This is a genomic window from Streptomyces sp. CWNU-52B (genome assembly GCF_047444975.1).
Classification (GTDB): Bacteria; Actinomycetota; Actinomycetes; order Streptomycetales; family Streptomycetaceae; genus Streptomyces.
The window spans coordinates 467,235-487,968 of the sequence record NZ_JBLFJV010000050.1; the positions used below are offsets into that span (position 1 = coordinate 467,235).

17 protein-coding genes are annotated in these 20,734 nt (G+C 71.0%); 10 read left to right on the plus strand and 7 right to left on the minus strand.

The window, feature by feature from the left end; genetic code table 11:
- Positions 1 to 238 precede the first annotated feature (238 nt).
- The 4 genes from ACLVWQ_RS34910 to ACLVWQ_RS34925 are packed head-to-tail and all read left to right on the plus strand — an operon-like array spanning position 239 to position 6,726.
- Entirely contained in the window at positions 239 to 1,057 is an 819-nt protein-coding gene (locus ACLVWQ_RS34910; RefSeq protein ID WP_414113252.1) for a glycosyltransferase family 2 protein, read from the plus strand.
- Positions 1,054 to 2,049: a glycosyltransferase family 2 protein gene (locus ACLVWQ_RS34915; RefSeq protein WP_414113253.1), complete on the plus strand. Its 996-nt coding sequence runs from the start codon at positions 1,054 to 1,056 to the stop codon at positions 2,047 to 2,049. The genes ACLVWQ_RS34910 and ACLVWQ_RS34915 overlap by 4 nt, the downstream gene beginning before the upstream one ends.
- Positions 2,046 to 2,855, plus strand: a complete 810-nt coding sequence (locus tag ACLVWQ_RS34920) for a polysaccharide deacetylase family protein (protein WP_414113254.1) — start codon at positions 2,046 to 2,048, stop codon at positions 2,853 to 2,855. The genes ACLVWQ_RS34915 and ACLVWQ_RS34920 overlap by 4 nt, the downstream gene beginning before the upstream one ends.
- Positions 2,848 to 6,726 (plus strand): lipopolysaccharide biosynthesis protein, encoded by a 3,879-nt coding sequence (locus ACLVWQ_RS34925; RefSeq protein WP_414113255.1) that lies wholly within the window; start codon positions 2,848 to 2,850, stop codon positions 6,724 to 6,726. Before ACLVWQ_RS34920 ends, ACLVWQ_RS34925 begins: the two co-directional genes overlap by 8 nt.
- 342 nt (positions 6,727 to 7,068) lie before the next feature.
- Here the strand turns inward: ACLVWQ_RS34925 and ACLVWQ_RS34930 are convergent, their stop codons facing one another.
- Positions 7,069 to 8,505 carry a GH39 family glycosyl hydrolase gene (locus ACLVWQ_RS34930; protein ID WP_414113346.1) on the minus strand — a complete coding sequence of 479 codons (1,437 nt, stop codon included), beginning with the start codon at positions 8,503 to 8,505 and terminating at the stop codon, positions 7,069 to 7,071.
- Positions 8,506 to 8,707: 202 nt separating this feature from the next.
- On the opposite strand from ACLVWQ_RS34930, the gene ACLVWQ_RS34935 reads away from it, so the two are divergent.
- Positions 8,708 to 9,802 carry a DUF5925 domain-containing protein gene (locus tag ACLVWQ_RS34935; protein ID WP_414113256.1) on the plus strand — a complete coding sequence of 365 codons (1,095 nt, stop codon included), beginning with the start codon at positions 8,708 to 8,710 and terminating at the stop codon, positions 9,800 to 9,802.
- A gap of 41 nt (positions 9,803 to 9,843) precedes the next feature.
- Here ACLVWQ_RS34935 and ACLVWQ_RS34940 read toward each other — a convergent pair whose 3' ends face one another.
- Positions 9,844 to 10,224 (minus strand): GntR family transcriptional regulator, encoded by a 381-nt coding sequence (locus ACLVWQ_RS34940; protein ID WP_414113257.1) that lies wholly within the window; start codon positions 10,222 to 10,224, stop codon positions 9,844 to 9,846.
- A 95-nt stretch (positions 10,225 to 10,319) separates the two neighbouring features.
- On the opposite strand from ACLVWQ_RS34940, the gene ACLVWQ_RS34945 reads away from it, so the two are divergent.
- Positions 10,320 to 11,240, plus strand: coding sequence for an N-acetyltransferase family protein (locus tag ACLVWQ_RS34945; RefSeq protein ID WP_414113258.1), 921 nt, complete (start codon positions 10,320 to 10,322; stop codon positions 11,238 to 11,240).
- Positions 11,221 to 11,766, plus strand: a complete 546-nt coding sequence (locus tag ACLVWQ_RS34950; protein WP_414113259.1) for a DUF402 domain-containing protein — start codon at positions 11,221 to 11,223, stop codon at positions 11,764 to 11,766. The genes ACLVWQ_RS34945 and ACLVWQ_RS34950 overlap by 20 nt, the downstream gene beginning before the upstream one ends.
- Here ACLVWQ_RS34950 and ACLVWQ_RS34955 read toward each other — a convergent pair.
- Positions 11,763 to 12,377 (minus strand): class I SAM-dependent methyltransferase, encoded by a 615-nt coding sequence (locus tag ACLVWQ_RS34955; RefSeq protein ID WP_414113260.1) that lies wholly within the window; start codon positions 12,375 to 12,377, stop codon positions 11,763 to 11,765. The two genes, ACLVWQ_RS34950 and ACLVWQ_RS34955, sit on opposite strands and share 4 nt — an antisense overlap.
- Before the next feature lie 190 nt (positions 12,378 to 12,567).
- Between ACLVWQ_RS34955 and ACLVWQ_RS34960 the strand changes: the two genes are divergently transcribed.
- The gene (locus ACLVWQ_RS34960) at positions 12,568 to 12,702 is read left to right on the plus strand and encodes a hypothetical protein (protein ID WP_414113261.1); all 135 of its coding nucleotides are present in this window, start codon (positions 12,568 to 12,570) and stop codon (positions 12,700 to 12,702) included.
- Between the two features lie 18 nt (positions 12,703 to 12,720).
- Here ACLVWQ_RS34960 and ACLVWQ_RS34965 read toward each other — a convergent pair whose 3' ends face one another.
- Positions 12,721 to 13,089 (minus strand): VOC family protein, encoded by a 369-nt coding sequence (locus ACLVWQ_RS34965; RefSeq protein ID WP_414113262.1) that lies wholly within the window; start codon positions 13,087 to 13,089, stop codon positions 12,721 to 12,723.
- A 65-nt stretch (positions 13,090 to 13,154) separates the two neighbouring features.
- On the opposite strand from ACLVWQ_RS34965, the gene ACLVWQ_RS34970 reads away from it, so the two are divergent.
- Complete coding sequence (locus ACLVWQ_RS34970) at positions 13,155 to 13,625, plus strand: MarR family winged helix-turn-helix transcriptional regulator (protein WP_414113263.1); 471 nt, start codon at positions 13,155 to 13,157, stop codon at positions 13,623 to 13,625.
- A 332-nt stretch (positions 13,626 to 13,957) separates the two neighbouring features.
- A complete protein-coding gene (locus ACLVWQ_RS34975) occupies positions 13,958 to 15,019 on the plus strand; it encodes a lytic polysaccharide monooxygenase (RefSeq protein WP_414113264.1) in 1,062 nt (353 codons plus the stop codon).
- Between the two features lie 29 nt (positions 15,020 to 15,048).
- On the opposite strand, the gene ACLVWQ_RS34980 is transcribed toward ACLVWQ_RS34975, so the two are convergent.
- The 3 genes from ACLVWQ_RS34980 to ACLVWQ_RS34990 form a co-directional block, all read right to left on the minus strand.
- A complete protein-coding gene (locus ACLVWQ_RS34980; RefSeq protein ID WP_414113265.1) occupies positions 15,049 to 15,945 on the minus strand; it encodes an esterase/lipase family protein in 897 nt (298 codons plus the stop codon).
- Between the two features lie 186 nt (positions 15,946 to 16,131).
- Complete coding sequence (locus tag ACLVWQ_RS34985; protein WP_414113266.1) at positions 16,132 to 17,106, minus strand: DNA polymerase Y family protein; 975 nt, start codon at positions 17,104 to 17,106, stop codon at positions 16,132 to 16,134.
- Positions 17,103 to 20,693: a DNA polymerase III subunit alpha gene (locus tag ACLVWQ_RS34990; RefSeq protein ID WP_414113267.1), complete on the minus strand. Its 3,591-nt coding sequence runs from the start codon at positions 20,691 to 20,693 to the stop codon at positions 17,103 to 17,105. The genes ACLVWQ_RS34985 and ACLVWQ_RS34990 overlap by 4 nt, the downstream gene beginning before the upstream one ends.
- Positions 20,694 to 20,734: the final 41 nt, after the last annotated feature.

Sequence of the window (20,734 nt, forward strand, 5' to 3'; positions counted from 1 at the left end):
AAGATCGCGACGATGGCCCGGGGCGGGGCGCGGTAGGGGGGTGCCGTGCTCGGTGACCGTATTCGTGCCGAGTGCCGCCGCGAGGCCGGCCCAGCCGGTCGGCCAGATTTGCCAGCTCACCCGGCATGCACGGAGCTCTATTTCGGCATGCCGTCAGTGAGAAACCCCCCTTTCGAACCGGACAAAGAACCGGACCGCCCAGGGGCGGGCGGTCCACCGGACGAGAGGGATCAGACTCATGACTTCTTTTCTGCGACCGGCTGTTTCGGAACAAGATCCGCTCACAGTCACCAAGTACCGGCCCATATCGACTCACCTGGCCATAGCGCCTCCGGTGAGCATCGTGATTCCCGCCATGAACGAGGCGGCGAATCTTCCGTACGTCTTCAAGACTCTTCCGCGGTGGATTCACGAAGTGGTTCTCGTCGACGGCAATTCCACCGACGACACCGTGCGGGTGGCCCGCGAACTGTGGCCCGACGTCAAGGTCGTGAAGCAACTCGGCAAGGGCAAGGGCGACGCCCTGATCACCGGGTTCGAGGCATGCACGGGCGACATCATCGTGATGGTCGACGCGGACGGCTCGGCCGACGGGCACGAGATCGTCAGCTACGTCTCCGCGCTGGTGTCCGGAGCGGACTTCGCGAAGGGCTCGCGGTTCGCCAACGGCGGCGGCACGGACGACATGACACCGATCCGCAAGCTCGGCAACTGGGCGCTGTGCACGGTCGTCAACCGCAAGTTCGGCGCGCGCTACACCGATCTCTGCTACGGATACAACGCGTTCTGGCGGCACTGTCTGGACAAGATCGACCTCGACTGCACGGGCTTCGAGGTGGAGACCCTGATGAACATACGGGTCGTCAAGGCGGGCCTGAGGGTCCAGGAGATACCGAGCCACGAGTATCTGCGGATCCACGGCGCGAGCAATCTGCGGGCCGTGCGCGACGGGCTGAGAGTGCTCAAGGTGATCCTCAAGGAACGCTCCAACCGGCGTTCGCTGCGCAGCCGTCCGCACGCCGTGGTGCTCGACTCCGGCCCGGGAGAAGCGTCTTGAGCACTCCGGACATCTCCGTGGTCGTCTGCGTCTACACCGAGGACCGCTGGGAGGACATCCTCGCGGCGGTCGGCTCGGTGCGGGCGCAGTCCCGGCCGGCCCTGGAGACGCTCCTGGTCGTGGACCACAACCAGGCGCTCCTGGACCGGCTGTCGAAGGAGTACAAGGAGACGGTGGGGGTGCGGGTGCTCGCCAACGCGGGCCCCCGTGGCCTGTCCGCGGGCCGCAACACCGGCATCGCCGCCTCGTACGGCGACGTCATCGCCTTCCTCGACGACGACGCGGTGGCCGAGCGCGACTGGCTGCGCCGCTTCGCCGAGGGGTACGAGGATCCTCGCGTGATGGCCGTCGGCGGCCGGACGATGCCCGTCTGGGCCTCGGGCCGCCGCCCGGCCTGGTTCCCCGAGGAGTTCGACTGGGTGGTGGGCTGCACGTACAAGGGCCTGCCGCCCGGCCGGGTCCGGGTGCGCAACGTGCTCGGCGGCAACGCCTCGTTCCGCCGTACGGCCTTCGACGACGCGGGCGGCTTCGCGACCGGAATCGGGCGCGACGGCGACCGGCGCCCGCTGGGCTGCGAGGAGACGGAGCTGTGCATCCGCCTCAGCCACGCCCGGCCGGACGCCGTCCTGCTGATCGACGACCGCGCGGTGATCCACCACCGGGTGCCCGCGGTACGCGAGCACTTCGCGTACTTCCGCACCCGCACCTACGCCGAAGGCCTGTCGAAGGCCCTGGTCGCCCGAAGTGTGGGCGCCGACAAGGGACTTGAGTCGGAGCGCCGGTACGCCACACGGGTACTGCCCGCCGGAGTCGCGCGCGGGCTGCGCGACGCGCTGCTCGCCCGCCCCGGCGGCGCGGGCCGGGCCGCCGCCATCGTCGCCGGCGTGCTGACGGCGGCGGGCGGGTACGTACTCGGGAGCGTCCGGGCTCGCAGGGGTGGCGCTGAGTTCTCGGTGGCCCCCGTCGTGCGGACCGAGGGGGACGAACGATGAGTGGACCACGCGAGCCACGCGTGCCGATCCTCATGTACCACGCGGTGGCCACGGAGCCGAACGACGCCACCCGCACGCTGTCCGTGACGCCCGAGGCGTTCTCCGAGCAGATGGCCGTCCTGAGCGACTCGGGCTTCACGCCGCTCGACACCGCCGATCTGGCGGCCAGTTGGCGCGCCTCGGTCCCGCTGCCCGAGCGGCCCGTGCTGATCACCTTCGACGACGGCTACGAGGGTGTGCACCGGCACGCCCTGCCGGTGCTCGCCGAACTCGGTTTCCCCGCCACGCTGTTCGTGTCGACGGGCTGGCTGCGCGGGGAGTACGACACCGGGGGCGGCCCGGACACGATGCTCGACTGGGACCAGGTGCGCGCGCTGGCGGCGGCCGGCGTCGAGATCGGCGGGCACAGCCACACCCATCCGCAGCTCGACCAACTGGACGACCACACGCTCCGGTTCGAGCTGCGGCGGTGCCGGGAGATCATCACCGCCGAACTGGGCCTGCGCCCCGCGTCGTTCGCGTACCCGTACGGCTACTCCAGCCGTCGGGTGCGCCGGAGCGTGCGCGAGGCGGGCTTCGCCCAGTCGCTCGCCGTGGGCAACGCACTCGCGCGGCGCCCCCAGGGACCGTACGCGCTGCGGCGGGTCACCGTGCGCCGCAGCACCGGGATCGAGGAGTTCGCGCGGGTCGTCGAGGGCCGCGCGATCACCCGTACCTTCGCCGGGGACCGTGCCCTCACGAAGGGGTACGCCATGGTCCGCAGAGCACGCCAGCTTCGCCGGAAGGCCATCCGCTCCCGTGTCTGAGACGACCACGGCCGAGGCCGACGCCCCCACGCCCGAACCACCCGAGCGGTCCGGGCGGCGCCTGCGCCTGCCCCGGCTCGGCAGGTCCTCCGGAGGCAGCCAGCTGTTCCGGAACGCCTACGCCCTGATGCTGAACACCGGCATCTCGGCCGTCCTGGGACTCGGCTTCTGGCTGGCCGCCGCCCGCTACTACTCCGAGTCGGCGGTCGGCCAGGGCTCCGCCGCGATCGCCGCGATGAAGCTCCTCGCGGGCCTCACCGCGGTGACGCTGACGGGCGCCCTGGCCCGGTTCATCCCGGTGGCCGGACGCGGCACCGGGCGGCTCATATTCCGTACCTACGCGGCCAGTTCGGTGGTCGTGGCGCTGGCCGCCGGCGTCTTCCTGCTGACCCTCGGCCTGTGGGGGTCGTCGTACCGCTTCCTGCACGACCCGCTCATCGGGGTCTGCTTCGTCCTGTCCGTCGTGGCCTGGTCGGTGCTGACACTCCAGGACGGGGTGCTGACCGGGCTGCGGAACGCACTGTGGGTGCCCGTCGGCAACACCGTGTTCTCGGCGGTGAAGCTGGCGCTGCTCGTGGCGTTCGCCACGGCGATCCCGGCCATGGGTGTCTTCGTGTCGTGGGTCGCGGCCATCGCGGTGTCCGTGCTGCCGCTGGGCTGGCTGGTGTTCCGGCGTCTGGTGCCCCGGCATGTGAAGGCGACCGCCGACGGCGCCGAGCCGCCGACCACGCGGGAGATCGGACGGTTCCTCGCGGGCGACTACACCGGCTCGCTGTTCTCGCTCGCCGTCGTCTACCTCGTCCCGGTGATCGTCGCCTCGCAGGTCAGCTCCGCCGACAACGCGTACTTCTACATCACCACCACCATCGGCGGCACGGTCAACCTGCTCGCCATCAACATGGGCGCCTCGCTGACCGTCGAGGGCTCGCACGACCCCGCGCGGCTCGCCACGAACACCCGGGCGGCGCTGCGCCGGATGGCGCGGATCATGCTGCCGGTGGCCGGGGTGCTGTTCTTCGGGGCGCCCTGGATCCTCGGCGTGTTCGGCCAGGGATACGCGGACGCGGCGACGCCGCTGCTGCGCTGGTTCGCGGTCGGAGCGGTGCTGCGGGTCGTCATGGAGACGTACTTCGCGGTGCTGCGCGCCCAGAGCCGGACCGCCGGACTGGCTTGGCTACAGGGCCTGTTGTGTCTGCTGGTACTCGGCCTCACGCTGATCCTGCTGCCCCGCATGGGCTTGACCGGCGCGGGCGTGGCGGAGATCTCCAGCCTCGCGGTGATCGTGACACTCGCCGCTCCCAAGCTGTACCGGATCGTCAGGACCGCGGCGCCCGAGGACGTTCCGCGGGGCGCGGCGCCCGACGGGGACCTGGCGGACCTGGGCGCCCGCGAGGTGGCGGCGTCGCAGCAGGGCAGGCCACGGACGGGGCAGGGGCCTGCCTGGGCGCAGCGCCTCGACACGGACACGCTGGCGCTCGCCGTCCAGCTGGACTTCGACCACCTGGAGCGGCGTCCGGACGTACGGCCCGGTCCGGGGACACCGCCCACCGGGACGCCCTCGCTCGGCGCCCCACGCCGTCCTCCGGGACCACGGCAGGAGCGCCGGCCCACCTGGGCCTCGCAGGCTCCACTGCGACTACCCCGGTCGCGTACGGACCTGGGGCTGCCCGTCGAGAAGCGGGAGCCGGGCTCGGAGACCTCCGTGAGCCCGTCGGAGATCGAGGTCGACGCGCCGTTCGAGTCACCGATCGAGTCACCCGGCGCGGCCGGCTCGGCGGGCGCGGCGGGCGCGGATCGGGAGGCGGCACCGGACGGCCCCCGCCCGGCGGCCCCTCCGGTCTCCGGGTGGGAGCGGCTGCGGCCGACCAGGACCGGTGTGCTGCTCGGCTGTCTGCTGACGGCCGCACTCGTCCTGTACTGGGTGCCGGTGTCCGGGCTCGGGGAGCGCGACCTGGACCGGATGGGCGGCCTCGGCCTGATCTCGGTACTGCCGACGCCGACCCTGGTCGGGGCCGGGCTGCTGGTCACGGTGTTCGCCTCGCTGCTGTGGCTGGGCCGTGAGCACAAGGGCCTGCTCCTGGTGACCCTGCTGGCCACCGTGGTGTCGCTGCACGCGCTGCCCGCCGTGATCGAGACCGAACCGCGGTTCGCGACGGCCTGGCAGCACCTCGGGTTCATCGACTACATCGACCGGACCGGCACGGCCGTACCCGACCTCGACGCGCGCTGGAGCTGGCCGGGCTTCTTCGCGGCGGCGGCGTTCGTCGCCAGAGCCTGCGGGGTGGACGACCTCACCGAGGTCATCCGTTGGTGGCCGACGGTCATGCAACTCCTCTATCTGGCACCGCTGTTCCTGCTCGTACGCCATATGCGGGCGAGCTGGCGGGCCCGGTGGACCGGCATCTGGATCTTCGTGCTCAGCGGCTGGGTGGGCCAGGACTACTTCTCCCCCCAGGGCTTCACCTACCTCCTCTACCTCGTCTTCGTGGCGATCCTCCTGGTGTGGTTCCGGGCGCCACGGGTGCTGTGGACGAAGGCGCGACCCGGCGAGCTGGAGGTCGAGCCGACCGACCGCCGCCAACGGGCCGTCCTGCTCATGGTGTTGATCGGCCTGTTCATGGCGACGGTGCCGGCGCACCAGCTGACCCCGTTCGTGATGCTGGGCGTCCTCGCGGTCCTCGTCCTGGTCGGCCGCTCCGAACTGCGGGGCCTGCCCATCCTGTTCGCCGTCGTGGTGAGCGTGTGGATCGGGTTCCTGGCCGAGCCGTACTGGTCGGGGCACTTCGCCGACCTGTTCGGCGGGGTCGGCGGGGTCGGCGGCAACGTGTCCTCGTCCGTCTCCGGCCGGATCGGCGAAGGCAGTTCGTCCCACAAGCTCGTGCTCTACGCGCGCGTGGCGCTGGCCGGGAGTGTGCTGGCGCTGGCCTGCTGGGGCTGGTGGCGACGCCGCGACCACAAGTACCGCGAACGGTCGCTGCTGGTCCTCACCTTCGTCCCGTTCCTCGGCTTCGGCATGCAGTCGTACGGCGGCGAGATGGCGCTGCGGGTCTTCATGTTCGCCCTGCCGGGCGCGGCCCTGCTGGCCGGCCTCGCGCTCTTCCCGCGGACCGGCGTCACCGCGAAGGAGCGGGACAAGGACCGGGTGAGCCTCGCACCGCTGGCCGCGCTGATGGCGGGCCTCGTCCTGATGGGCGGCTTCCTGGTGGCCCGCTGGGGCAACGAGCCGTTCGAGCGGATCAGGCCGGGCGAGGTCGCCGCGATGGAGTACGTGTACGCCCACGACGAGCCGACCGTACGGCTGCTGTGGCTGAGCGACGACACGGTGAACAACGTGACACCGGCGATGCCGTGGGGCGCCCGGGACATGGAGAAGGTCCAGTACGTGCCGACGCTCGCACCCGCCGACCCCGTGCTGGTGTCGAGCCTGGTCAAGTCACTCAGGGACGCGGGCCCGAACTCGTACCTCATGGTCAACCGCAGCCAGGTGACCTACCTCCAGCTGGACATCGGCTACTCCAAGGCGTGGGAGTACCGCCTGATCCACAACCTGGACGCCCGGCAGGAGCTCCGCAAGTCCTTCGCCAACGACGACGTGACGATCTACACCCTGCGCGAACAGCCCACCGACAAGGTCGAGAAGGCCGACCCCGGCCCGATCGGCCCCCAGGTGACCTGGACCCCCTGGTCGGTCATAGGAGCCCTGTCGGCCACGGCCCTGATCATCCTGCTCACGACCCGCGAAGCAATCCGAGTAGCCACCCACCCCAGCGTCCGCCAACTCCACTGGCTCCAGAGCACCTTCTGGTTCTCCCTCCCCCTACTGACAGTCCTCCTGGCCTCCCTGATCCAAAGATTCCTGACGATGGCGTAACAACCATGGAGAGGAGAACGGCGCAATCTTTCATCTTTAGGCGCGCGGAGAACGGCGCGCCTTCGGCTCCCAGGGGCGCGGGCAACGGCCGGCCTTACGCCTTTAAGGGCGCAGCCAACGGCCAGCTTTTCGCCTTTAAGGCCGCGGGCAACGGCCGGCCTTTCGCCTTTAAGGCCGCGGGGAACGGCCAGCCTTTCGCCTTTAAGGCCGCGGGCAACGGCCGGCCTTTCGCCTTCAGGGGCGCGGGGAACTGCGCAATCTTTTAGGGGCGCGGGGAACTGCGCGACCAGCCACGACGCACCCGCAGCCACCCCACACGCCCAGTCACCCCACCCGACTCCCCTACCGGCCGAGCCACTTCACCTCGTACGCCTTCATCGCGAACCGCTCCCCATCAACCTCCGCACTGATCCCCCGATCAAGGGTGTTCACCACAAGAACAACCTTGTCATCGGCAAGAACCCGAACATTGGCCTTGTCGTCGGCCGCGACAGAGACCGGCTCGTACTCCGTCCCAGGCGGAAACTCCTCCCCGAACCGAGAAAGCAACCCGAGCATCGGCAATGCCTTCCCCCCGGACCCCCGATCGGTCGGAGTCCAAAGACACCCCGCACACCCACCCCCGGCCCCACCCCCGGCGGCACTCTCCACCTCCGGATTCCAATAGAACGCGGAGGTCGTACCCCCCCGAGCCATCGCGATCAACCCAGCCGCGTGCACAGCGATCCGATGCCCCTCGGACCAGCCGTCCCGGACATCCTTGCCGTCCGCCGGCTCCACGTAGTACTCGGCCCACCACAGCGGCAACCCCCCGGTCCGCTGCCGGACCCACCGGCTCACCGCCGTGAACTTCTCGGTCGCCGCGAACTCGTCCGGCAGCAGGTCGTCGTCCCGGGTGTAACTCGCCCCGTCGACCACGACGAAGTCCGCCCCTATCTTGTTCTTGTTCCAGTAGTCGAACGCGTCGAGAACCCGCTGGTCCATCGCGCCCCAACTGCCCTTCAGCGTCGGCGAGGCATCCTCCCGCTGGCGCGGGTCGAGGCTGTCCATCACCAGATAGGGCCCACCGACCTCGATGTCCTCGTCGACCTTCTTGAGCGCCTTGTAGACGAGGTTGTAGAGCGCGGTGTAGCCCTCGTAGTCCCAGCGGGCCTCGGTGTCGTTCCAGAAGCCCTTGAACTCGTTCCACACGACGAAGTGACGGACGTCCGGATACCGCTTGGCGACGGTCGCGGCGAGCGCGGCGTAGTCCTTGAAGTGGGCGCGGTCCGGAGCCGTCTCCAGGGCCGCCTGGCTCCAGTCGGTCCTGTCGGCGCCGGGCTCGCCGCCCTTCATCCAGTCCGGCGCGCAGCACAGCGTGACCACCGGAGTGCCACCGGTCTCCCGGACGAAGTCGATCCGGCGGTCCATGGCCTCGAAGTCGTACCGCCCCTTGACCGGCTCGGGGTTGTCCGCGCCCCACCCCATGATGTGCTGGATCTGCGGCGGGGCGCTCTCCCCGAGGCGCTTCGCCACCCGCTCCGTAGCCGCCGCGCTGCCCTCGTCGGCGCTGAACTGGGTGTGGGTGAACCCCCAGCCCACCTCCGGTTCCGCCGCCGGGGGAACGGACGGCGTGCCGTGCACCTTGTCACCGTCACGGGTCGTGCCCGCCGCGCTTCCCGCGTTCCCCGGCAGGGTGTGGATCAGGGTCAGCACCAGGGCCAGGGCGGCCACGCCCACTCCGAGCAGAGCGGTGAGCCGCCACCGCCGAGCCCCCGAATTCCACCCATGACGTCCCATCATGGGCAACAGTAACCGTGGGCCTCGGCGGAGGAACAGGTTCCGTACTCCACAGCCCTGTAACAGGACGGAAGGGGCACAGAGCACAACTGCGGGACCGCCGACGGGGAAGAAGCCGTGACAGAACCAGACACTCGGAGACACTCGGAGCGCAACGCGGAAACCGGATGCACCGGACGTCCGTGTGACGGATCATGGCGGCATGTCTGCCAACCCACACGACGCTCTGCCGATCCGGCTCAACGTCGACGACAGCGACTCACCGTCGGACGTCGTCGACGCGCTGTTCCTCGGCCGCTTCGCGACGGGCGAGCAGCCGCACTCGCACGCGGCGAACATCGACCGCGTACGGTCCGGGTTCTCCCTCCTCCCGCCCGGCGCCCGCGTGCTGCGGTCCGCCCGCGACGACGACCGCAGCGCCACCCTCGCGGAGGGCGAGGGCTGGACGCTGCTCGTGTCCCGCTGGAACCGCGGCGCCGACGTGACGGTCACCGCGACCAGCGAGGAACTCGCCGAGAAGATCCTCGGCCAGGCCACGGACGGCGCGGCCGACGAGCCCGAACCCCAGCCGGAGAACGTGACCATGGGGTTCTGGTACGTGTCGCCCCGCCGCGGTCCGCACCGCACCACCCGCCAGATCTCGGCGGGTACGTGGGAGGAGGTGCGCGCCAACTACACGGCGCCGGTGGCGGATGCCATGGACGGCCTGATGAAGACGACACCCGAGGACATCGCGGGCCGGCTGCTGTTGCTGCACGGTCCGCCGGGCACGGGCAAGACGTCGGCGCTCCGTACGCTGGCGCGCTCCTGGCGGGACTGGTGCCAGGTGGACTGTGTCCTCGACCCCGAGCGGCTCTTCTCCGACGTGGGTTATCTGATGGACATCGCCATCGGCGAGGAGGACGGCACGGGGAAGGGTCGCTGGCGGCTGCTCCTCCTGGAGGACTGCGACGAGCTGATCCGCGGTGAGGCCAAGCACACGGCGGGGCAGGCGCTCTCCCGGCTGCTGAACCTCACGGACGGCCTGCTGGGCCAGGGCCGCAACGTCCTGGTGGGCGTCACCACCAACGAGGACCTGGAGCGTCTGCACCCCGCGGTGGTCCGCCCCGGCCGCTGCCTCGCCCGGATCGAGGTCGGCCCCCTCACCCGCCGGGAGTCCACGGCCTGGCTCGGCACGGAGGAGGGCGTGGGCCGCGAGGGCGCGACCCTGGCCGAGCTGTACGCCCTGCGCCGGGGCACCAGCCCGACGTCGGTCCCGGACCAACGAGAGGGTTCGGACGCGGGCTTGTACTTGTAGGAGCTTGCAGCGGTCAGCGGTCAGCGGTCAGCGGTCAGCGGTCAGCCAGACTCCCCGTACGCCGCCCGCAGCGCGTCCCGGACCGCTTCGAGTGCGGCCGGCTCGGACAGCCCGAGCCGCCGCACGCGATCGGCGTACGCCTGCGCGGCCGAGGCGGCTTCCCGGTCCGCCGCCGAGCCCGCGGCGGCGACGAGCGTTCCGTTGCGCCCCCGCGTCTCGATGACCCCGTCCGATTCGAGGGCCCGGTACGCCTTGGCGACCGTGTTGGCGGCGAGGCCGAGCTCCTCCGCCAGCCCCCGTACGGTCGGCAGCCGGTATCCCACGGGCAGCGCCCCGGCCCTCGCCTGCTCGGAGATCTGGGCGCGCACCTGCTCGTAGGGCGCGATCCCCGCGCCGTCATCGATGTCGATCTTCAACGTCACCCGCCGATTGTCCCGCACCCGCCGGAGAACCCACCGAGAACCCACCGAATAAATGAGAGGCGCCCCGCCGCGCCCCGCGCGTAGCGTGCGATGCCATGACTGTGATCGTTCGCGACCTGCGCACCGAGGACGCCGAAGGCTTCGCCCACATCCGGAAACTGGCGCTCCCCTTCATGGTCTCCACCGCGGAGTCCGTCCTCCACGACGTGGCGTACGCCCATCCCGACGCCCATGTCCGGCCGCTGGTCGCCGAGGAGGACGGCGAGCTGATCGGCACGGCCCAGACGGGCATCGTGTACGACAGTCCGGAGCCGGGCCAGGCCTACCTGAACGTGTACGTGCACCCGGAGCGCCAGGGCCGCGGCGCCGGATCCGCGCTCGTACGGACCGCCGAGGAGCAGCTCGCCGGGGTGTCCGCGACGAAGCTCTTCGCCTGGGTCCTCGACGAGCCCGCGAACCGTGCCTTCGCCGAGCGGCGCGGCTATCTCGCGAGCCGCTCCGCGCACTTCCTCCGCCTCGACCTGGCGCACGCTCCCCTGCCGCCGCGCACGGAACCGCCCGCGGACGTCGAGCTGCGTACGGGCGCGGACTTCGCGGACGACCCGCGCCCGCTCTTCGAGCTGGACGCGGAGACGCTCCGGGACGAACCGGGTGACATCGCCCACGAGTTCACCGACTACGAGGCCTGGCTGAAGGAGACCTGGCACCACCCGCTCCTGAGCCACGAGCTGACCTCGGTCGCGGTCGTCGATGGCCGGCCCGCCGCGTTCAGCGCCGCCCGTACCGACGGCGGCGCCCGCTACGGCACCGTGATGACCGGCACCGCCCGCGCCCACCGCGGCCGGGGTCTCGCGAAGCTGGCCAAGAACGACTCCCTGCACCGTGCCCGCGCCGCCGGCTTCACCCAGGCGTTCACGGGAAACGACTCGGGCAACGAACCGATGCTGGCGATCAACAAGTGGTTCGGTTACGAGATCTGCGCCACGGAGGTACAGCATGTCCGCGAACTCGGCTGAGCCTTCGGACCGGTCGAACCGGTCGGACAGGTCGGGCAGGTCCGACGCCCCGAGGACCCTGGACGTCGTCCTGGTCAAGGCGGGCCGTACGAAGATCCGCTATCCGGCCGAACTGCTCCACGACGACGGTATGCACGTCACCGTCCGCGCGGCCTGGGCGGGAGCCGGCGTCCGCGACTTCGGCTTCGTACGCTTCGAACCGGGCGACGTCTTCACGGAGCACTACTGGCGCGACCGCTGGTACTCGGTGAAGGAGGTCCGGGACGCCGAGGGCACGCTGAAGGGCTGGTACTGCGACATCGCCCGCCCGGCCACGGTCGCCGCGGGCGAGTTGGTGTGCGAGGACCTCGACCTGGACCTGTGGCGCTCCGCCGACGGCAGGACCGTACTGCGGCTGGACGAGGACGAGTTCGCGGCGAGCGGCCTGGAGCGCGCGGACCCGCGGGCCGCGTCCGCCGCCAGGGCCGCCCTGGACGAGCTCGAACGCGTCGCTCGCGAGGGCGACTTCGAGGCACTGCTGACCTAGATGTCCGCGATCACCGCGTAACGCTCGTCCGTCACCTCCCGGCCCCACAACGACGGGTCGTCCGACAGCCGCTCCACGCGCACGTCCTCGGCGAGGGGCGCGAGCAGAGCGGTCAGCCGGCCGGCGGACAGGCCGACCGGGCTCACCGTCCCCCAGACGCCCTCCACGAGGACGAGCCGCCCGCCGGGACGCAGCAGCCCGCGCCAGTGCCGCAGGACCCGGCCGGGCTCGGGCAGCGTCCACAGCACATGGCGGACGAGGACGGCGTCGAAGCGCTGCTCGCCCACGGGCGGGGCGGTCGCGTCGCCGACCAGGAACGCGGCGTCCCGTCCGGCGAGCTTGGCGCGGGCCAGCCCGACCATGCGGGGCGAGAGGTCGACCCCGGTGACCCGGTGCCGGGCCTCGGACGCGAGGAGCGACAGGCTGCCCGTGCCGCAGCCCAGGTCGAGCACGTCGGCCGGGCCCCGGGGCAGCCAGCCGCGCAGCCTGGCCGCCCATGCCTCGCGCACGACGGGGTCCCGCAACCCGTGGTCGGGCTCGTCGTCGAACGTGGCGGACTCGGCGTCCCAGTCGACACCGGACCGCCCTTCACCGAACCTGTCACTCGTCATGCGCCCAGAGTGACACCCGCCACTGACAACGCCCCGCCACCACCCGGACCGGCGCGGGATGTCCGGCATGCGGACTCATGAATGAAATGTGACAGTCGCCACTGACAAGCGACCACCGATGAGTCACCCTCCCGGACATGGTCTACCTCCGCGAGAACGCGGAACCCGGTAGCCGCAAGGGAGGCTCCCCATGCGCCGTACGACCGTGCAGAAGCCCTTGAAGAAGTCGGTGTCCCGTCGTGTGCGGGAACAGGCCGACGAGCTCCCGGCGGAGCGCCCGGAAGTCCGCAAGGACATCCGTCGCACCTGGTGGCCGGACGGGTGAGCCCGGCGTTTCGGCCGGTCAGGCGCGGTCGTGGAGCGTGATCCGGTAGCCGTCGGGGTCGGCGAAGGTGAACGTACGGCCGAAGGGGCCGTCGATCGGCGCGGAGACGATGGTGTGACCGTCGGCGACGAGAGCGTCGTGGATGGCCTGGACGTCGGTCGCGTGGAGCCAGATCGCGGCGCCGATGCCGGGCTGGGCGACGGACGCGAGGTCGGTTCCGGGCACGATGTCGCGGAGCGCGAACGCGATCGGCTTCGTCTCGAAGACGACGGCGTGCGGGGGTCCGGCCTGCGAGCGGACGAGACCGAGGTACTGCTCGTAGAACGCCTGCGAAGCGTCGAGGTCGCGCGCCTGCAGCGAGATGAAGTCGGGACCGGTGACGGGCATGAGGGTGCTCCTTCTTGGTCTGTGTCAGCTTTCTGACACAGACCAACCTATGTCAGACTACTGACATGAATCAAGACGGTGCCGACGGTGTCGACCTGAAGACATCCCTGGGCTATCTGCTGAAAGAGGCGTCGAGCGTCCTTCGCACGGCCATGGAGGAGGTGCTGCGGCCGCTCGGAATGACCGTGACGCACTACTCCTGCCTGGAACTGCTCGCCCAACGGCCGGGCTTGTCGAACTCCGAGCTGGCCCGGGGCGCGTTCGTGACCCGGCAGTCGATGAACGTACTGCTCCAGACCCTGGAACGGGACGGCTACGTCACCAGACCCACCGAGGCACCCGTCGGAAAGGCCCTCCCCGCCCGGCTCACCCCCAGCGGCCGACAGAGCCTGGAGAAGGCGACCGCGGCGGTCAGGTCCGTCGAGGTCAGAATGCTGACCGGCATGACGGAGACCGAACAGTCAGACGCGTTCCGAATCCTCCAGAGCATGATCCACGCCCTCCGCCACGGCAACGACGGCACCACCGGCGCATAGCTCAGCTTCGACGGTCTTGCCTCCCGTACGTCCCATCGTGAAACGTGAAAACGGTCGGTGTGGATGCCGCCTCCGGGCAGTCGGCTGTTGTCAGGAAGCAGGAGAAAGCGACTTCATAGTGGTCGCTCATGGCAAGTAGGGACCCCGCCTGACGGATCTACCTGAGCGCAGTCTCAGTACTCCCTTAACGGCACCATAAGGATCGCCTCCACCCGCTCCCAGCAGGCGATTCCGCGGTTTCCAGGGGCTAGTTTGCTGATCGCCTCCAGGCATCACAGGCACCCCCAGGCCAGACCAGGTCACGCCAGGTCCGTTTTTCGAGGAGTTCCCCCATGCCCGCTCGCCGCAAGGCCACCGCCCGCCTCGCCACCGCCGCCGCGGTCGGCGTCGCCCCGCTCGCCCTGACCGCGCTCGCCGCCGCCCCGGCCGTCGCGCACGGCTCGATGACGGACCCGGTGAGCCGGGTCGCGGCCTGCTTCGCGGAGGGCCCGGAGAGCCCGAAGTCCGCTGCCTGCAAGGCGGCGATCGCGGCCAGTGGCACGCAAGCCCTCTACGACTGGAACGGCGTCAACATCGCCAACGCGGCCGGAAAGTCGAAGGAGATCATCCCCGACGGGAAGCTGTGCAGCGCCGGCAACGACAAGTACAAGGGCCTCGACCTGGCCCGCGACGACTGGCCGTCGAGCCAGTTGACCTCCGGGAACCGCACCTTCCACTACAAGGCGACCGCTCCGCACAAGGGCTCGTTCGAGCTGTACGTCACCAAGGACGGGTACGACCCGACGAAGCCGCTGAAGTGGTCGGACCTGGAGTCGAAGCCGTTCGCGCAGGTCACCGACCCCCGGCTGGAGAACGGCGCCTACGTCTTCAACGGGGTCGTCCCGGTCAAGTCGGGCCGTCACCTGATCTATTCGATCTGGCAGCGCTCGGATTCCCCCGAGGCCTTCTACACCTGCTCGGACGTCGTCTTCGCCGAGGGCAGCGGGGGCACGGAGGCCGCCGCTGCCCCGGCCGCGTCGGCGCCGTCCGACGAGGAGATCGCGGACGGGGCCGACAAGTCGTCCGTGGAGCACGGGGGTCACGGTGACGACGACGCGAAGACCCAGGCGTCGGTGACGACCGCCGCCGGCACGACGCCGAAGTCCGAGTCGGGGGCGGGCGCGGAGACCGAGTCCGGCTCGGGAGCCGAGGAGACGGCCGGAGCCGCCGACGCGGCCGACGGGTCCGACGGGTCCGGTAGCGACGCCGAACCCGCCGGGGAGTCGGCGAACCTCGCCGAGACCGGCGGGTCCGACTCGACCTCGTACATCGCGATCGGTGGGGCGGCGGCGTTGGCGATCGGTGCCGCGGCGCTGTTCGCCTCGGTCCGTCGCCGCGCGACCGGCAACCGTTAGGCCCCGCTGGGGCGCCGGCGCCCCAGCCCCTAACCGACCACCGACAGGCACGTGGTCGGGGTGGCGCGGGACGGGTCCAGGGCGTTGGCCACCTCGTGGTAGGCGATCCGGTCGATGAGCCCGATCGCCACGTGCTCGGAGAGGTCGAGCGCGCACAGGTCCTGGATCAGGACGTTGTGCACGTCCGGGCCGCTCAGGAACTGCGAGCGGTACGGCGTGACGACCTCGTCGTACTTGGTGGCGATGACCGTGTAGCGGACGCCCGGCACGGTGTCGCCGCCCGCGTTCAGCTTGGTGAGGAAGGCGGAGCCGGCCACCTGGTCGGCGAGGCCCGGGGTGGCCGTGGAGAGCAGGTCCTCCGCGCCGGGGAAGTACGGGAGCAGCTGGGCCAGGCCGTTCAGGGTGGTGCCGTGGTTGTCGGGGGCTATACCGACCAGGGCGTTCACCTTGGCGGCTCCGCCGAGGAACTTCAGGTAGTGGCGGGGCATCATGCCGCCCTGCGAGTGACCGACCATGTCGGCCTTGGCGGCTCCGGTGGCGGCGAGCACCTTGTCGACGAAGGTCTTCAGCTGCTCCGCCGACTTGTCGATGGGGCCGAGGCCGTGGAAGAGCGGTACGCCGGGGAGTTGCCCGTAGTCGAGGGCGTAGACGCAGTAGCCGCGGTTCACCAGATAGGGCGCGAGGCCCAGCCAGTTGTCCACGGAGTTGCCGAAGGTGCCGTGGACGAGGACGACGGGGCGCGGGTGGGCGGCGGACGGCTTGCAGGAGTAGTCGTTCCAGCCACTGCTGGTCGCGCCGGCGCCGGCCGCGGTTTCGGCCGCCCGGCCGGTGGCGGCGGCACTGGCGGTGGCGGCGGGGACAACGGTGACGGCGGCGGCCAACAGCAGCGCCGACAGGGGTCTGAGCAGGTGTTTCCAGGGCAGCATCGAGTGATCTCCTTGCGGCTCAGAGGGAGTGACGAGGCATACGCCCTGTGATCCGGATCACGGGAGGCTGTTCCGCTTTCAAGTTACGGGCGAGTAGCAAGCGTGGGAAGTTACGCGTCAGTAAAAACTTCCAGCGCTAACCACCCCACGCGACACCACCCCATACGGCACCCCCTGCTTACGCGGCTACGCCGCAAGCGCACCCGACGTCACCGCCCCCGCCCCGAACTTCGCCCGCACCCGATCCGCCACCTCCTCGATCCGCCGCGCCTTCTCGTCCACCGGATCGAAGGTCATCTGATAGGAGGCCTGTTCGGCGGGGTCCAGACCCTCGGCACGCAGAGCGATGCCACGGACCCGGGCCCGCTGCAGACCGAGCGCCTCGTACATGCGGTACGCCGCATCGGTGAGCGCCGACGAATGGGCGGTCGGCTCGGGAAGCGTGCGGCTACGAGTCGTCGTCGAGCGGTCGGCATAGCGGACGGTCAGGGTGAGCGTGCGGCACACCTTCTCCAGGGCGCGCAACCGCGCACCCAGCTCCCCCGCGGCGAAGAGCAGCGCGCGCCGATGCCCGGCGGGATCCAACTCGTCTCGCGGGAAGCGCTGTTCGGCGGCGAGTGAGCGGGAGACGGCGTTGGGTACGACCCGGCCGCGGTCGATGCCCCGCGCCATCTCGTGCAGCTCGCGGCCGGTACGGGCACCGGTCAGCCGTTGCAGCGTGGACAGCGGCGCGCCGGCCACCTTGCCGACGCTGTCCAGGCCGTACTCGCACAGGGTGCGGGCGGTGGCGGTGCCGACGCCGGGCAGCGCCCGCACGGACCGCTCCGCCAGGAACTCCGTGCGGGCACCGGGGTCTTCGGGGACGACCCTGGTCTCTCCGGGGGCGGCTTCCCGCAGGGCCATCCGCGCGAACATCGGGCCGGGTCCGGCCCCGATCGCGCAGTCGACGCCGTGCCAGGCGAGCGCCCGTACCCGTATCAGCGAGGCCAGTTCCACGACGTCCCGCCGGAAGTACCGCTCGGCGCCCCGCAGATCCGCCAGCGCCCCGTCGGGCGGCAGCGCCTCGACGACGGGGGTGAACTCCTCCAAGGTGCTGAGGAGTCCGGGCAGGGCGGCCTCGTACATCGGCGGCAGCTGGAAACGTACACAGAGGATGGTCATCCCGCACTCCCAGGGCTCTGATGCCACAACTTCTTTCCGCTCGCGGGCCCTTCGCCCGCCGGACGCAGGTCCGCCCATGGATGCATTTCGTATCCCGTGGGCAGCTGGATCCGACGGCCGCCCGTCGGATCTCCCGCACCCCGGGAACCGGCCTCGGGCCCAGACCCTCCCTCGGGCCCAGGCTCTCCCTCGGGTCCTGCCTCGGGTCCCGCCTCAGGTCCCGCCGGTGGCTCGGCCAGTCTCAGCGCCACTCCGTCCAGCCCTTCCGTGCGCCGCAGTTCCACCAGGTCCGCGAGGTTCCAGGCGGCCGCCCCGACCACGCTGAGACTGCGCGGACCGCGCCGCTGCACCACCCCGCGCACGAGCAGCAGCCAGGAGTGGAAGACGGTGTGCGCGCACGCGTCGTGGGAGTCGTCGAAGAAGGCGAGGTCGACCAGGCCCGTACCGTCGTCCAGGGTGCTGAAGACGACCCGCTTGCCGGAGCGGATCGGCGGTGTCTGGGTGGCCGCCTTGGCCCCCGCGACCAGGACCGTCTCACCGTGCCCGGCCGCCCGCAGCCGGCGTGCCGTGACGACACCCAGCTCGTCCAGGAACTCCCGGTGATCGTCCATCAGATTGCGCGAGGCATCCATGGAGAGCACGCCCAGTTCGGCGCTGAGCCGCTCCGCCGAGGAGAGGTCGGGCAGTCCGGCCGAGGCCGTCTCCCGCCCACCGGCCAGCGGGAGTTGGGCGCCTCCACCGCCGCCACCACCTCCACCGCCCCTGCCACCGCGACCGCCGCGCACACTGCGGTGCAGCTCGGTCAAGTGCAGTTGCAGATCACGCCGGTTGGCGCCGAACGCGTCCAACGCGCCCACCTGCGCGAGCCGTCCGGCCAGCGGGCGGCTCGGCCGGGCCCGTTCCCAGAAGTCGAGCAACGAGGCGTACGGCTGCCCCTTCGCGATCCGGACCGCCTCGGCCTCGCTGATGCCGTGCACATCGGAGAGCGCGAGCCGAACACCCCAGACCTTCCCGGAAGCCTCCCCGGCCCCCGCGGAACCCTTGGAACCCTTAGATTCAGACACCAGTTCGATACTGTGTGCGACCGCCGACCTGTTCACGTCCAACGGAAGGATCGGCACCCCCCGCCGTCGCGCGTCCGCGAGCAGCAGCCGCTTCGGGTACATCCCGGGGTCGTGTGTGAGCAGCCCGGCGTAGAAGGCGGCCGGGTGATGCGTCTTCAGCCACGCCGACTGGTAGGTCGGCACGGCGAAGGCGACCGCGTGCGCCTTGCAGAAGCCGTACGACCCGAAGGCCTCGACGATCTCCCAGGTCCGGGCGACCGTCTCCGCGTCGTACCCCCGCTCGGCCGCGCGCTGCGCGAACCAGAAGCGGATCCGCCCCTGCACCTCGGGGTCGGAGAGGCCGCGCCGCACCCGGTCCGCCTCGTCGCGCCCGCAGCCGGTCATGATGTCGACGATGTCGATGATCTGCTCGTGGAAGACCACGACGCCGTACGTGCTCCTCAGCGGCTCCTCCAGGTCCGGGTGCGGGTAGCGGACCGGTGCCCGGCCGTGCCGCGCCTCGATGAACGGCCGGACCATGTCGGCCGCGACCGGTCCGGGGCGGAAGAGCGAGATGTCGACGACGAGGTCGTGGAAGGTCGCGGGCTGGAGCCTGCCGACCAGGTCCCGCTGGCCCGGCGACTCGATCTGGAAGCAGCCCAGCGTCTCCGTGGACCGGACGAGTCGATATGTCGCCGGGTCGCTCGCCCCGGCCGTGGCGGCGTCCAGGTCGACATGGCTCCCTGTCGCCCGCTCCACCTCGGCCACCGCGTGCGCCATCGCGGACTGCATCCGCACTCCCAGCACGTCGAGCTTGAGCAGCCCGAGGTCCTCGACGTCCTCCTTGTCGAACTGCGACATGGGGAACCCCTCGCCGCTGGTCGGCACGACCGGCGTACGGGCGAGGAGCGAGGCGTCGGAGAGGAGGACCCCGCACGGGTGCATGGCCACTCCTCGCGGCAGGGCGTCCAGTGCCTCCACCAGCTCCCACAGTCTCCCGTACTTCGCCCCCTCCCGCTGGGACTCCCTTGCCAGGGAACGGAGTTCGGGCAGTTCCCGCAGCGCCGCGCGGGCGTCGCGGGCGCGGATGTGCGGGAAGGACTTGGCGATCCGGTCGATGTCGGCCGGGTCCATGGAGAGCGCGGCGCCGACATCGCGTACCGCGTGCCGTACTCGGTACGTCTCGGGCATCGCCACGGTCGCGACGCGCTCGGTGCCGAACCGGCCGATGATCGCGCGGTAGACCTCCAGCCGGCGTGCGGACTCCACGTCGATGTCGATGTCGGGCAGCACCGGGCGACGTTTGGACAGGAAGCGCTCCATCAGCAGTCCGTGTTCGACGGGGTCGGCGTGCGCGATGCCGAGGAGGTGGTTGACGAGCGAGCCCGCGCCGGAACCACGCGCGGCGACCCGGATGCCCATCCCTCGTACGTCGTCCACGACTTGAGCGACCGTCAGGAAGTAGGAGGCGAAGTGGTGGTGGTCGATGATGTCCAGCTCGCGGTGCATCCGCTCCCAGTACTCACGCGCCTGGGAGGACCGGTCGTAACCGCGCCGCACCATCCCCGCCGCCGCCCGTGAGGCCAGTACGCGCTGCGCGGTGCGGCGCCCCGCGCCGACGAGGTGCGGCTCGGGGAAGTGCACGGCACCGATCCCGAGGTCGTCCTCCGGGTCGACCAGGCACTCGGCGGCGGTGTCCCGGGTCTGTTCGAGCAGCCGGTACGCGGTGTCGCGGCGGTAGCCGGCGGCCTCGACGACGCGTTCGGCGGCGGCGAACATGGCGTCCGCGCCCTTGAGCCAGGTCTCGCCGCTGTCCAGTTCCTTGCGGGGGTCCACGGGGACCAGCCGGCGGGCGGCGTCCAGTACGTCGGCGACCGGGCCCATGCCGGGGTCGGCGTACCGGACGGCGTTGGTGAGCACCGGACGCACCCGCTGCTCGGCGGCAAAGCCGACGGTACGGGCGGCCAGTCGCAGCGAGCCGGGGCCTGTGCCCTTGCGGCCGTGCCAGACCGCTTCGAGGCGCAGCGCGTCGCCGTACACCTCACGCCAGGGCGCGAGCAGTTTCACGGCCCGGTCGGGCCGGCCGGCGGCGAGCGCGCGGCCGACGTCGGAGGCCGGTCCGAGCAGTACGGTCAGCCCCTCGGCGTGGTTCTCCGCCCAGGACAACAGCGGCTGCCCCTCGCCCGTCGCATGCGCCGCAGTGACGATTCTGCAGAGATCGGCCCAGCCCTTCGCGCCGTCCCGGGCGAGGAAGGCCACCCGGGGTGTCGACTCGTCGATGAAGGCACCGCCCCGCACGGGAGTCCGGCGCCGCTCACCCCGTACCGGCTCTCCGACCGCGAGGTCGACCCCGAACAGCGGGCGCACCCCCTGCGCGGCGCAGGCCTTGGCGAAGCGGACCGCGCCCGCGAGGGTGTCCCGGTCGGTGAGCGCCAGCGCGTCCATGTCCCGCTCGGAGGCGCGCTCGGCGAGACGCTCCGGATGGGAGGCCCCGTACCGCAGGGAGAACCCGGAAGCGGTGTGCAGATGCGCGAAGCCGGGCACACGCACCTCCTCACCCACCAGGGGCTCCCATGCCAGCCCTC